The sequence below is a fragment of the Terrimonas pollutisoli genome (genome assembly GCF_029360765.1).
In the GTDB taxonomy this organism is placed as follows: domain Bacteria; phylum Bacteroidota; class Bacteroidia; order Chitinophagales; family Chitinophagaceae; genus Terrimonas_B; species Terrimonas_B pollutisoli.
Genome location: NZ_JARKNA010000036.1, coordinates 1 through 12,853, shown reverse-complemented (window position 1 = coordinate 12,853; position 12,853 = coordinate 1). Strand labels below are relative to the sequence as shown.

General features: G+C 41.1%; 12 protein-coding genes. 4 read left to right on the top strand and 8 right to left on the bottom strand.

The window, feature by feature from the left end:
* The coding region (locus tag P2W73_RS25895; RefSeq protein WP_276505011.1) for a hypothetical protein at positions 1 to 261 on the top strand (261 nt) is incomplete at its 5' end.
* A 66-nt stretch (positions 262 to 327) separates the two neighbouring features.
* Here P2W73_RS25895 and P2W73_RS25890 read toward each other — a convergent pair.
* The 6 genes from P2W73_RS25890 to nadA form a co-directional block, all read right to left on the bottom strand.
* The gene (locus P2W73_RS25890) at positions 328 to 543 is read right to left on the bottom strand and encodes a GDCCVxC domain-containing (seleno)protein (protein ID WP_276505010.1); all 216 of its coding nucleotides are present in this window, start codon (positions 541 to 543) and stop codon (positions 328 to 330) included.
* Positions 543 to 1,160, bottom strand: coding sequence for a mercuric transport protein MerTP (gene merTP, locus P2W73_RS25885; RefSeq protein WP_187256062.1), 618 nt, complete (start codon positions 1,158 to 1,160; stop codon positions 543 to 545). Before merTP ends, P2W73_RS25890 begins: the two co-directional genes overlap by 1 nt.
* The gene (locus tag P2W73_RS25880; protein WP_187256061.1) at positions 1,157 to 1,528 is read right to left on the bottom strand and encodes an ArsR/SmtB family transcription factor; all 372 of its coding nucleotides are present in this window, start codon (positions 1,526 to 1,528) and stop codon (positions 1,157 to 1,159) included. Before P2W73_RS25880 ends, merTP begins: the two co-directional genes overlap by 4 nt.
* Before the next feature lie 372 nt (positions 1,529 to 1,900).
* Positions 1,901 to 2,758 (bottom strand): hypothetical protein, encoded by an 858-nt coding sequence (locus tag P2W73_RS25875; protein ID WP_276505009.1) that lies wholly within the window; start codon positions 2,756 to 2,758, stop codon positions 1,901 to 1,903.
* Between the two features lie 199 nt (positions 2,759 to 2,957).
* Positions 2,958 to 4,142, bottom strand: coding sequence for a tyrosine-type recombinase/integrase (locus tag P2W73_RS25870; RefSeq protein ID WP_276505008.1), 1,185 nt, complete (start codon positions 4,140 to 4,142; stop codon positions 2,958 to 2,960).
* A 50-nt stretch (positions 4,143 to 4,192) separates the two neighbouring features.
* Positions 4,193 to 5,203 carry a quinolinate synthase NadA gene (nadA, locus tag P2W73_RS25865; protein ID WP_276505007.1) on the bottom strand — a complete coding sequence of 337 codons (1,011 nt, stop codon included), beginning with the start codon at positions 5,201 to 5,203 and terminating at the stop codon, positions 4,193 to 4,195.
* Between the two features lie 615 nt (positions 5,204 to 5,818).
* Here nadA and P2W73_RS25860 point away from each other — a divergent pair.
* The 3 genes from P2W73_RS25860 to P2W73_RS25850 all read left to right on the top strand — a co-directional run bounded on the left by P2W73_RS25860 (position 5,819) and on the right by P2W73_RS25850 (position 11,077).
* Positions 5,819 to 8,020 (top strand): S46 family peptidase, encoded by a 2,202-nt coding sequence (locus P2W73_RS25860; protein ID WP_276505006.1) that lies wholly within the window; start codon positions 5,819 to 5,821, stop codon positions 8,018 to 8,020.
* Between the two features lie 138 nt (positions 8,021 to 8,158).
* Positions 8,159 to 10,300 carry a peptidylprolyl isomerase gene (locus P2W73_RS25855; RefSeq protein ID WP_276505005.1) on the top strand — a complete coding sequence of 714 codons (2,142 nt, stop codon included), beginning with the start codon at positions 8,159 to 8,161 and terminating at the stop codon, positions 10,298 to 10,300.
* Positions 10,301 to 10,570: 270 nt separating this feature from the next.
* Positions 10,571 to 11,077 carry a DUF2480 family protein gene (locus P2W73_RS25850; RefSeq protein ID WP_276505004.1) on the top strand — a complete coding sequence of 169 codons (507 nt, stop codon included), beginning with the start codon at positions 10,571 to 10,573 and terminating at the stop codon, positions 11,075 to 11,077.
* Between the two features lie 147 nt (positions 11,078 to 11,224).
* Here P2W73_RS25850 and corA read toward each other — a convergent pair whose 3' ends face one another.
* Together corA and P2W73_RS25840 are read right to left on the bottom strand one after the other, a co-directional pair.
* A complete protein-coding gene (corA, locus tag P2W73_RS25845; RefSeq protein ID WP_276505003.1) occupies positions 11,225 to 12,334 on the bottom strand; it encodes a magnesium/cobalt transporter CorA in 1,110 nt (369 codons plus the stop codon).
* A gap of 289 nt (positions 12,335 to 12,623) precedes the next feature.
* On the bottom strand, positions 12,624 to 12,853 hold a 230-nt coding region (locus tag P2W73_RS25840), incomplete at its 5' end, for a hypothetical protein (protein WP_276505002.1).

Here is a 12,853-nt window from a genome sequence, read left to right as displayed (position 1 = left end):
GGCCTTGCAACGCAGGCCGGTAGTTTGTTTGTTTTGCATTTGAATATTTTTACAATGAATAATCTTGCAAAACAAAAGCCTCTGACTTTATCAGAGGCTTCACAAACTACCGAAGGTTTAGTACAACGTTGGGGCTTGCTGCTGTGCTGGTATTTTATAATGTCCAGCCCGGAGCCGCAGCCGATTGAAAAACTGATGATGAAGATAACAACAAAAGCTGATAGAATTCCGTCGGCTGGATATGGGCTGATAGCGATATGAAGATGAGTTTATATTCGTCAGCCAGCATAGCAGCAAACCTCGCTGTTAGCTGCATACCCTTCGTCACTACGAACAGCAGGATGTTCCCAATTGCATTGGTGGACATTTTACTGTCCCGTAACTACAATAAACACAACAGTCACCTTCTTTTGGTTTAAGTCGTGTCTTGCAATTTGAACACTCATAAAAATATTGGCAAGCATCTGTTGGCATTGTTTCTTCTTGTCTGTGTCCACAAACAGGGCAAGTAATAACAGATTGAAGTATGATAGTTTTTTCCATTAGTTGTTGATTACTGATTGAGAAGTTACTTTATAGCCAGTTTTATTAATGACGGATACAAGGCTGTCAACGGAAGTTTTACTGTTGTCAAACTTAACAAGGCTGCTGCCTTTTTCATAAGAAGTATTGAACTCAATCACTCCCGATGTTTTTGAAAGTTCGCTGTTTATATGTTCTGTACAGCCTTCGCAGGTCATACCTTTTATTTTAAATTCTGCAGTCTGTATATTGCTTTTATCAACAATAATAACTTTTGCTTCCTGAGGCTTTGGATAAAATATTTTTGCGTAATAAGGAAATGCAATTAACAATCCTGCAACTACTGTAACGATAGCTAAAAATGCTTTTGATTGCCAAAATGATTTTTTATTGTCTGCCTCACAGTCGCAGTCAATTTGTTTTTGCGGTTTGAGTTTTTGATACCAGGCAAATGCAAAAACTGCAATTGTCAAACCGATTAAATATGGACGATACGGTTCAATCCACGAAAACGAGGAAGCAAGTCCACTTGCACCACCTAAGAAAGCCAAAACTGGTGTTATGCAACAAAGGGAAGCCGCAACTGCTGTCAACAGACCTGCAACCCAACCTTTACTATTTTTTGTTGTCGTTGTCATACTGTCGCCAAATTTTGTTGATTAATAAATTTAAAAAACGGTCTTAAAGTTTTTAGATGTTCGCTGCGTAAAGAATAGAAAATAGTTTGCCCTGCTTTTCTGGCTTCAATGATGTTACCGTCTTTTAGTTTGCGAAGATGTTGAGAAATGGCAGGAATACTCATTCCCAAAATATCGCTAAGGTCGCAAGGGCAAAGTTCATTTTCCTCTTCAAGCAGAAACAGTATTTTCAGTCGCACTTCGTTGCCTGCTAAAGCAAGAACCTGTCCCAACTGCAAAAATGATTTTGAGTTAGACTTTAATTTTTCTCGGCAGCTTTTAATTTGTTCTATGTCTGCCTGTAACCTTATGCAAGTGTCGTTTGCCATTGTCAAATTTGTTTGTCGGGTCAAATGTAGCAAAGATTACTTATTTAAGCAAATACTTAAATACAAAGACATCAGCAACGTTACAAGATGGTTTTGAAGTGTCGCAAAAAATGTCCGATTGAGTTAACGGGAAGTGTCCTACAGGGTTGCAGCTAACGTTCGAGGCTTGCCGCAGGGCTGATATTTTATAACTGTCAGCCGGCAACTGAAGCCGATTAAAAAACTACAGTTGAAGTTAACAACTAAAAGCCAAATAGAATTCGGTCAGCCCGATATTAGTTGATAGTATTACAACTGTTGATTGTCATTTCGTCAGCCAGCCTTGCGGCAAACCTTTTGTTATCGGCTGCCTTGTCGTCTAGGCAACGTTTACTACCAAAATTTCCACCATTTGTTTTTTGCTGTCAAATCTTTAACCATAATTTTCTTCGTTGGCTTGGGGTTATTTTTCTCGTGTTCAAATTGTAGGTTAGCAGCTAATTTTGTAATTCCCCAGTCAGCAACATAACCAAACTTATCTCTTTCTGTGCTGTATTCTTTGTCAACTTTTATTTTGCCAATAAGTTCAAAGAAATCTAAAACCATTTTTTTGAAACTGTCAGGGTATGTCCAAACTATAATTGGGTCGTCCTTCCAGTTTGCATAATTTCTAATAAGAATTTCAGCGTCCTCAAAATCCTTTAATGTTGGTTTACTTGGTTGGTTTATTCTTGTTCCCGCAACTAAATTAAATCCAGTCTCGTTGTCGTTAATTTCTCCTAAAATAACAACACCCCCATAATTTCCATTTTCGTGAATAAATGCCAAACAGTCGCCAACTGAAAAAATTGGTTTTACATTTTTTACTTTTGCTTTTGCCCGTGGTTTTGCTTTAGCCTTGTCAGTTTGAATTTTCTTCAAGAAATTCTGTAAATCGACTTTTCTACTTTCTATATCATTATCATCAGCATCAAGGTCCTTCCATATTTGTAAGTCGTTGCCGCTTTCAATAATTGCTTTGACCTTTTCAAAAATATCTGGGTCTAATGATTTTGTCTCCCATTGTGCCAATGCAAGTGCAAACCAAAAATTATTGCAATCATCAGGGTTGATTATTAGCTCTGTATTGTCTGAAATAAGTTTTGCAGAAATTTCAACAGGGCTTTGTCCAGCATTGTAAAGTTCAAAAAAACTATCGTAGATGTCACCTGAAGTGTCGTTCTCTTTTATGTTAGTTCCCCAAGTTCCCATTAAGTAAGAATATATTAATTATTAGTTTTCAAAACGGCGAAGGGTGTCATTTAAGGTTGCCGATAACGTGTGTATTTCTGCTAAAATACGCAACTCATTTTCAAAAGCAATTTTTTTCTGCTGTTCATTTTCAAACCCTTATCCTAAAAATTCGCAAGTTTTTTTCCAGATCATACTTGCGTCAAGCCAACCTGCATTTTTATTTTAATAATCCGCTAATGTCTTCTATAGGGCTTAATATCTTACCTAAATCTTTATTGGTCACGTGTAGATATCTCAATGTCGTTTTTAAATCATTATGTCCTAAAAGCTTTTGAATCATTACAACGTCAATCCCTTTATCCAGCAAATGTGTAGCAAAAGAATGCCGCAAGCTATGCATGCCGCCCGGTTTTAAAACACCCACTTTTTTCTTTGCCATTTGTAATACTGTTTGTATACTTCGTATACTATAATGGTCTCCTGCGCCTTGTCCTTCGAACATCCATTTTTTGGGTTTGTACTCCTTATAATAAGCTCTGAGCATTACCAAAATGGTGGGACTGATGCTCACAATCCTGTCTTTTTTTCCTTTGGCATTCCTGATGTGCAATATCATACGCCTGCTATCAATATCTGAGATAGTAATGCTTACTACTTCGCTTACCCGTAAGCCGCAGGCATAAGTAAGCATTAGTATTGTTTTTTGTTTTAGATTATCAACAGCATTTATTATTAAGGCAACATCTTCCTTATTAAGTACACCTGGCAATTGATGCGGCTTTTTCGGCCTTGGTATCTCCCAAAAAAACTTCTCCCGCCGCAATACCTGCTCAAAATAAAATTTAATTGCATTAATACGGCTATGCAATGTATTTTCCGTCAAACCAAGCGTTTCATAACAATAGACAAAATACCGTTTCAAATCTTCGGGAGTTAATTCAATGACTGCCTTTTTCTTCAGCACCTGCAATAGCTGAATAAATTCATTCCGGTAGGTACGGATGGTGGAACTACTATAAGCATTCAGCTTTAAATGTTGGATAAACTTCTCCAATGCTTCCAGGTTTTCCTTGCTTAACTTCCATACCGGCGATACCGGATTAGCCGCCTTAGTCACATTATTTACAGATAGTGATGGCGCTACCGCTGCTCTCACCTGTTTTCTTTTTTCCAGGTATTCTTTCAACTCTCCGGTCACTATTTCAGCCTTTCCCTCTAAAGCGAAATAAAGCTTGTTATAATTCTCCCTGCTCAATGGCAGGTACCAGCACTTATTAGTCTGGCTCCATTTTACAGCCGCTATTTTCCTTACTATATTATTAATGGAAGAATCATTGGTAAAGTAGATACCAATACACTCCTGTTGACGGTGGTGGAGAGGCTTCAGGCTCACAGTCGGCATACCTGAATTTACAAAAAGAAAATGTGCAAACCAGCAGTTGCTATATCCTTCTATAATCCCGCCTTTGCACTGATCTCCAGCATCCTGTCAATGGGTTTTTTAGCGGCTAGTCGCAGCTCTTCATCCATGGTGATCTCCGGCGTTTCATATTCCATGCAGAGATAGAGTTTTTCGAGTGAGTTCAGCTTCATGTGCGGGCAGTCGTTGCAGGCGCAACTGTTAGTGGGCGGAGCAGGAATAAAGGTTTTATCCGGCGATGCCTTCATCATCTGGTGAAGGATGCCTGTTTCGGTAGCGACAATATATTCGTTGGAGGGATCCGTTTGAGTGTATTTCAATAAACCCGTGGTTGATCCGATATAATCGGCAATGCGCAACACCGGTTCTTCACATTCAGGGTGTGCAATGAATTTGGCATTGGGATGTTTTACTTTCAGTTTAGTGATCTTTTCCAGGCTGAATATCTCATGTACCATGCAGGCGCCGTTCCACAACAGCATATTACGGCCCGTGACTTTGTTGATATAGGCGCCCAGGTTTTTATCAGGAGCAAAAATGATCTTCTGGTCTTTCGGAAAACTTTCCACAATTATTTTCGCATTGCTGCTGGTAACAATCACATCGCTTAATGCCTTGATGCCGGCACTGCAGTTGATATAACTCACCACTACATGATCGGGATGCTGCTCTTTGAATTTTGAAAAAAGTGGCGGCGGGCAACTATCACTGAGCGAACAACCGGCTTTGAGATCCGGAATCACCACTTTTTTGGTGGGATTTAAAATCTTAGCCGTCTCCGCCATGAAGTGCACACCGGCAAAAACGATCATATCCGCCGTTGTCTTTTCCGCCTGCTGTGCCAGCCCCAGGCTATCGCCGATATAATCCGCCACATCCTGGATATCGGGCTCCTGGTAGTAATGCGCCAGCACCACGGCATTTTTCTCTTTTTTCAACCGCTCAATTTCTGCAAACAAGTCAAGCGTTGGATCCAGGTCTATGTCAAGGAACCCACGTGTATCAACATTTGCCCTGGCTATGGCGAGTGTGTCTGTGTTCATCACTTTAAAAATTTTGGTGCTGAGCGAAACCGATTCTCCGATAAATTCAAAACGAGGGAGCAATATTCCACCAGCTTTTTCAATTTTTCAAAAACAATTTTCACAACCCTCTTCTGTATTATAATAAATGTATTAATACAATTTTTATAAAAAAGCCTATTACTATTACGGCTGTGAATTAGTGGAAAAGAACTTTTACAAAATTATTGTTTTTCCAATATTCACATTTTAAACACCGTAATCCACATAATGGTTCATCACTGGTAGCGGATCTGGCGACGCTATCCACAATCATGTGAAAATAGTAATGGGAAAAATAACATCGCTATGATCGTAAATGTTCTTGTGGATATTGATAGAACAACTGGCAGTCAGCCAACCAAAAGAACTAAATTTTGGAGCTGTCCAAATTTTAGCGGCAAAGAATTCTATTTCATATCAACGTTTCACAACGCATTATTCACATTTTCACCCGGATATCAACAGGCCATTGGGGGTAAAAACCGGTGAGGGTATAAGTAAATAATTTAATACCAGCCATCAAACAAGTCCCCGTACAAAAAAACCAAGAAGGCAAAATCTGCTAATTTTATCTGTCTAAAAATAATTTACCATATGAAGAAGGTGAAACTGCTGATTCTCTCTATATTATTAATAGTATCCATTGTATCGCAGGTCAAAGCTGGCGAAGGGATGTGGCTGCCTTTCCTGCTGGAAAAGCTGAATGAAAAAGAGATGAAGAGTATGGGTATGAAGATCAGCGCCAAAGATATTTATGATATTAATAAAGGAAGCCTGAAGGATGCTGTCGTCAGCTTTGGTGGTTTTTGTACCGGTGAAGTGATCTCCGCTAAAGGGCTCGTTCTGACTAATCATCACTGTGGCTTTGATGCGGTGCAAAATCATTCTACCCTCGATCACAATTATATCCGGGATGGTTTTTGGGCCAAAACCAATGCGGAAGAATTGCCCAACCCAACTCTCTATGTTACGTTTATCGTACGCATTGATGATGTCAGCAAACAGGTACTGAATGGAGTGACCGCCGGGATGACTGAAGCGGAAAGACAATCGATAATTGATAAAAATGCGCAGCAAATCAATAGCAGTGTAAAAAAAGAAAGCTACCAATCTTCCTTTATCAAACCCTTTTTTGAAGGCAACCAGTATTTTCTTTTTGTTACGGAAACCTATAATGATGTTCGGTTGGTAGGAGCGCCGCCATCTTCCATCGGCAATTTTGGAAAAGATACAGATAACTGGATGTGGCCACGTCATACCGGCGACTTCTCCCTGTTTCGCATTTATGCCGGAAAGGATAATAAACCAGCCGCTTACTCGCCTGGTAATGTGCCTTATGTTCCCAGGAAAGCTTTATCTGTTTCACTGGATGGGGTAGCGGAAAATGACTTTACCATGGTATTTGGTTTTCCCGGCAAAACCACGGAATACCTTCCTTCAACTGCTGTACAACAAATAGTGGACATAAATGATCCGGCAAAAATTGCGATTCGTGACAAAGCCCTGGCTGTTATCGACAGTTTTATGCGCAAGGATGAACAAGTCAAAATTCAGTATGCTGCTAAATATGCGTCTATCAGCAATGCCTGGAAGAAATGGCAGGGCGAAATATCAGGGTTGAAAAGAACCAATGGCGTGGATAAAAAGAAAAACTATGAAGCCCAATTTCAAAAAAGAGTACAGGCTAACCCGCAGTGGAAAACAAACTATGGAACTATACTGGATGATTTGAATGCGGCTTATGCAGAACTGAAACCCTACGGGCTGGCAAGAGATTATTATTTGGAAATCACCAGTAAGATTGAATTGCTGGCTATCGCCTCGCAATTAAACTCCCTGGTGAAAGCCTATGAACAAAATGGTGAAAAGGGGTATACCGAACAATTAGAAAAGGTAAAAGCAAAGCTGAATGATATTTATGGAGAGTACAATGCAGAAGTAGACCGCCGCCTGTTTCGGAGTTTGATGGAAATGTATATCAAAGATCAGCCGGCTGAGTATATAGCACCCATTGCAAAAAATGGCTGGGCCGATCAAAACACTCACGATCCCGGCATTACGATATTGGAAGCCTTGTGTTATAGTGTTTCGGACCTCCCGTCTGCAGACAAAGTCAAAAGTCATCTGTTAGTAGCTGATCCGAAAATGGCTGTTGCGGCGATAAAAAAAGATTCAGCATTTCTATTATACCTCGATATGAGTAAAACGTATAATGAAAAGGTGGCGGCCAGGTTAAATGAAATTCAAAACCGGATCAATCAACTGCAGCGAACATACATGCAGGCGCAGATGGAGGTGATGAAAGAAAGGAAATTCTATCCTGATGCCAACAGTACACTACGGGTTACTTATGGTAATGTAAAAGGTTATAATGCCCGCGATGCAGTGAAGTATGACTATTATAGTTATATGGAAGGCCTGATGGAAAAGTATAAGCCCGGCGATTATGAGTTTGATGTGCCGGCCAGGCTAAGAGAACTCTATCAAAAAAAAGATTTTGGTCAATACGGAAAAAATGGCCGGATGCCGGTTTGCTTTATTGCAGCCAATCATACTACCGGCGGCAACTCAGGCAGTCCCGCCCTGGATGCTTATGGCAATTTGATCGGTCTCAATTTCGACCGGGTGTGGGAAGGCACCATGAGTGATATCAATTATGACCCCTCCATCTGCCGCAATATCATGGTAGATATCCGCTATGTCCTCTTTATCATTGATAAATATGCCGGAGCCGGTCATTTGGTAAAGGAAATGAAACTCGTTCACCCAAAGAACCCCGCTCCTAAAGGGGAGTAAATGAGGTAATTTTCTGGTACTTAGGCTTTTTAAAACCCTCAAGCGATTAAAAACTAGCAAGCCTGAAATAAGCCCCCTATAGGGGGTTTGGGGGTTTTACCCTATTTTTGCCTCCCTTTTTAAACCCTGTTATTTAATATGTCAGTTATTCAGAAGATCCAGGACAAGTATGCAAAACTAATGGCTGTTGTCATTGCTGTAGCCTTGCTTACGTTTGTCGTTATGCTTGCCTTTGAAAACGGAGGAAGTTTGTTCAGAGGAAATGTTACCAATATCGGTAGCATCAATGGAGAAAAAATAGATGAGATCGCTTTCAGCAAAAAAATCGATCAGCAGGAAGCCAGCATGGAACAACAAGGCTATCCGTCCGGTGCTGCTACCCGTCAAATGGCAATTGATAATGCCTGGAACCAGGAGCTTGCCCGCATCGTGATGCAATCGGAACTGGATAAGCTGGGTATGCAGATCGGCAAAAAAGAATTAGGCGATGTGCTTTACGGTGAAAATGCACCACAGGATCTGAAGCAACAATTCACCGACCCCAAAACAGGTGTTTACAATCCCCAACTGGCCAAACAACAGATAGACCAGATGCTGAAAAGCAAACAGGTTTCTGCCGAACAAAAAGCCGGCTTCAACAGCTATGTTGATCAACTGGAGTTTATGCGGTTGAATGAAAAATACAATTCATTGCTTACGAATAGTACCAATTTTCCCAAATGGTTGGTTGAAAAACAAAATGCGGATAACAGCCAATTGGCTAATATCTCTTTTGCCAGACAATTCTATACCAGCATTCCTGATAGCAGCATCAAGATCAGTGATAGCGAAATCCAGGACTATATCAACAAGCACAAAAAAGAGTTCAAACAGGAAGAGAATCGCAGCATTTCTTATGTTGCCTTCAGTGCCTTGCCAACTGCTGCTGATACTAATGCAACAAGAGATAAATTGCTGGCACTGAAACCTGAATTGGATAGCACAAAAGACCTGCAACAGTTTTTGGAAAACCAGGGAGTAAGAAATTACTATAATGGTTATATCAATGGTAAGAACATCCAGATACCGGTTAAAGATTCAATCTTTAAAATTCCTGTAGGCACGGTGTATGGTCCTTATATCGATGGGGGATCCTATTCACTGGCAAAATTGGTAGGTGTAAGAACACAACCTGATACAGTAAAAGTTCGCCACATCCTTGTTGCTACCGTACAACGTGATCCGCAAAGCGGGCAAACTATTCCTGTCAGAGATTCGGCAACAGCAAAAAAATTAATTGATAGTATCCAGACAGCTATTGCGTCGGGTTCAATCTTCGATACAGTAGCAGCAAAAGTTTCTGACGATCCCGGAAGCAAAGACAAAGGTGGTGTATACGAAAATATTACTGCAGGTGGAATGGTGCCTGAATTCAACGATTTCATTTTTGGCAATCCTGTGGGAACAAAGGGTGTAGTGAAAACAGAGTTTGGTTATCACTATATCGAGATCCTTTCACAAAAAGGCGGATCGCCTGCTTATAAAATTGCTTATCTCGCATTGCCGATAGAAGCCAGCCAGGAAACGGATGCCGCTGCCAGCAATGCCGCAACATTATTTGCCGGTGATAGCCGTGATCAAAAATCATTTGATGCGAATGCCGAAAAATTAAAAGCCAAAGGAATCAATAAAGCATTTGCAACAGAGATCACGCCGAATGCTTACCAGGTAATGGGGTTAGGTGTGTCAAGACAATTTGTAAAAAGCATTTATGATGCAAAGCTGGGTGAAGTATTGCAACCTGAAAGAGTAGGTGAAAACTATGTGGTGGCATTGGTAACAGAGGTGAATAAAAAAGGAACACAAAGTGCAGCCAAGGCAAGACCGTTGGTAGAACCATTATTGCGTAATCATAAAAAAGCAGAACAGATTCAAAAGAAACTGGGTACTATTACCAGCCTTGAAGATGCAGCTACTAAATTGGGTGGCGCCACTATCGAAACAGCAGACAGTGTACGAATGAGTGGAACACAAGCTTCGCTGGTTGCTTCAGAACCAAAAGTGATCGGCGCTGCTTTTAATCCTGCCAACAAAGGAAAAGTAGTACCGCAAGCGATCGAGGGAACAAGTGGGGTGTATGTCGTAAGAGTAAACAGTGTTTCCGCTACAGCTATTGCCGATGCCAATGTTGCTGAACAAAGAAAATCAAGATACCAGCAGGCGAAAATGAGAGGCGGTTATCCGCAACAGGTATTGATGGAAGCTGCTGATATCAAAGACAACCGGAGTAAGATTTATTAAGATTGTATAACCCAAACCAACTGTAACAGTCCCGAACGAAGCTTCGGGACTGTTTGTTTTAATGGATATTGTTATCCTGTATAAACAGGTAAGAATAAACGACGGGGAACACTGAGAAGGCTCGAAGCTGACTGGGAAATCTTTGTGTCCCTCTGTGATAAACTCCGTGAATCTCTGTGGTTAATTAGTGCGACAATTCGGAATGTCCCCAATAAACAACTGCCGCCGCTGAGTGTTATTATCTTTGTACCTAAGACGAAACAAATAAGTATGGCCGAACAACTTGTCAATAAAGTAGCAGAAAGCGGAATTATCACTGTGGATCCTGCCAGCTATCTTCCAGTGGGAGAGACCGTGGTATTTGATCTGAAAGATCATTTATTCATGGGCCTGATCCTGAAGGAAAAGGATTTTCGTGAAGACCTGAAGAACATGGATTGGGAACAATACAGGAACAAGAATGTAGCGGTTACCTGTTCTGCTGACGCCATCATACCGGTTTGGGCGTATATGCTGGTAGCTTCCAGCCTGCAACCGGTAGCCAAAGAAATTGTGATGGGTGATGAGCAAGAGTTGCATCGCCAGCTGTTTCTAAAAAATATCGCACAAATTAATGCCCATGATTTTGACGATAAACGGGTAGTGATAAAAGGATGCGGTGATACGCCGATTGGTGATTTCGTTTATCTTGAATTGACCAAGTTATTAAGACCCGTTGCCAAAAGCATCATGTACGGAGAGCCCTGCAGCACTGTGCCGGTGTATAAAAAGAAGTGACCAACCCCCAAACCCCCTAAAGGGGGCTTGCCGGCACACAGAAGCAGCTTATGCATGTTTTATTCTTTAGTTTCAGAAGCCCGACAATCGCAGTTCTATATTTAATATAAAGATTCTTTGAAAGCCCCCTTTAGGGGGTTCGGGGGTTCAAAACCACCCTCTCTTCTTAAACATATAAATCATCCATATCGGGATGATCAGCATAATGCCAACGGCGATCCAAAAACCATATTGATTGTGCAGGTAGGGAACGGCATCAAAGTTCATCCCGAAAATGCCGCCGATAACAGTAGCTGGTGCCAGTAAGCAAGTCACTATAGCCATTACTTTCATCACTTCGTTCATCTTCAGGTTTACGTTGTTGATATATAAATCCTGCATGCTCACCATGATATCCCGATAGTTGTCGCTCAAATCGATGGCTTGTACAATATGATCATAAATATCCTTGAAGTATTTGGTATTTCGGTCGTCCAATAAATCACTTTCGCTGCGTAAGATGCCACCAATAAGATCCCGTACCGGAACTGTATTTCTCTTCAAAACAATCAGTTCTTTTCGCAGTTGGTTGATCCTCGCCAGTGACCGCTTATTACTGTTACGAATTACTTCTTCCTCCAGCAGCTCAATGCGATCTCCTAATTTTTCCATCACCAGAAAATAATTGTCGACAATCAGGTCGAGCATGGTATAGCAGAGATAGTCGGCGCTCCGCTGCCGGGCTTTGCTATTGTTTATTTTCAAACGATCCCGCAAAGGATTAAAAACATCCCGCCTGGCATCTTCCTGGAAAGTGATGACAAAATCTTTTCCCAATACAATGCTGATTTGCTCCTGCTCTACTGTTTGCTTGGTATTGTTGTAGTAAAGCATATTCAGCAGGCAAAACAAAACGCCTTCTACCTCATCCATCTTTGGCCGCTGGTTGATGCTCAGAATATCTTCGATCAGCAAAGGGTGTATGCCAAAATGCGTACTGATAGCTTCTACGTCAGCTTTGCGCAAGCCGTCAATATTGATCCAGCTGACGCGGTTGCTGGTTTTAAAGTAAAAAGCATCCTGTACACAACTAAGTTTTTTTTCTTCAATGGTTTGCCCATCATAGTCGAAGGCATAAACCAATACTTCCTTTGCCTCTTCTCTCTGTGGAATAATAGTTGGATTTACCGACAGAATTTCCTTGGTACGCTGTGTTCCAAAGAGATTTGGCAAATAGAGGTAACGTAAATATTTCTCCGGTTTCAGCTTAACGTTCATAAAAGAAAGGTAAATAAATATAGGCAAAGAAAAACCATGCCTTATTTTCAAACGGTGCATGTTGGCTTGAAATTTTGTTGTGCCTAAGGATTACATTTATAAAAGATTAAGAGGTCGAACCCAGCATGCGTGAACAAAAAAAACAACAAGGCGATCGTAACATTGTGGTATTGGGAAGACTGTTGCGAAGGTCCTTTGCTGAAACAAAAAGAAATGATCCGTTACGTCTCGCCGGCGCAACCGCCTTTTTCACCACTTTCGCCCTTCCGCCTATTTTTATTATACTGTTTCAACTGTTCAGCTTATTTCTCAACAAGAGGCTGGTTGCAACGGAAATGATGCAGATATTAACAGACACACTAGGCAAGGCCAGCGCCTTACAAATAAGACAAACAACAACTAAGAGTTCGTCGGGCCTGAAGGGCCAACGATGAACTCTTAGTTGTACGGAACCTGCTGGTAGGCGTTGCTTGTAATTATGGGGATTGGTGTGTGGAAGACGTGGTTGATGCGGATGTT

Excerpts from the sequence above, each read along its gene's own strand:
- P2W73_RS25890 (WP_276505010.1), bottom strand. The coding sequence starts at position 543 with ATGGAAAAAACTATCATACTTCAATCTGTTATTACTTGCCCTGTTTGT.
- merTP (WP_187256062.1), bottom strand. The coding sequence starts at position 1,160 with ATGACAACGACAACAAAAAATAGTAAAGGTTGGGTTGCAGGTCTGTTG.
- P2W73_RS25880 (WP_187256061.1), bottom strand. The coding sequence starts at position 1,528 with ATGGCAAACGACACTTGCATAAGGTTACAGGCAGACATAGAACAAATT.
- P2W73_RS25875 (WP_276505009.1), bottom strand. The coding sequence starts at position 2,758 with ATGGGAACTTGGGGAACTAACATAAAAGAGAACGACACTTCAGGTGAC.
- P2W73_RS25870 (WP_276505008.1), bottom strand. The coding sequence starts at position 4,142 with ATGCCGACTGTGAGCCTGAAGCCTCTCCACCACCGTCAACAGGAGTGT.
- nadA (WP_276505007.1), bottom strand. The coding sequence starts at position 5,203 with ATGAACACAGACACACTCGCCATAGCCAGGGCAAATGTTGATACACGT.
- P2W73_RS25860 (WP_276505006.1), top strand. The coding sequence starts at position 5,819 with ATGAAGAAGGTGAAACTGCTGATTCTCTCTATATTATTAATAGTATCC.
- P2W73_RS25855 (WP_276505005.1), top strand. The coding sequence starts at position 8,159 with ATGTCAGTTATTCAGAAGATCCAGGACAAGTATGCAAAACTAATGGCT.
- P2W73_RS25850 (WP_276505004.1), top strand. The coding sequence starts at position 10,571 with ATGGCCGAACAACTTGTCAATAAAGTAGCAGAAAGCGGAATTATCACT.
- corA (WP_276505003.1), bottom strand. The coding sequence starts at position 12,334 with ATGAACGTTAAGCTGAAACCGGAGAAATATTTACGTTACCTCTATTTG.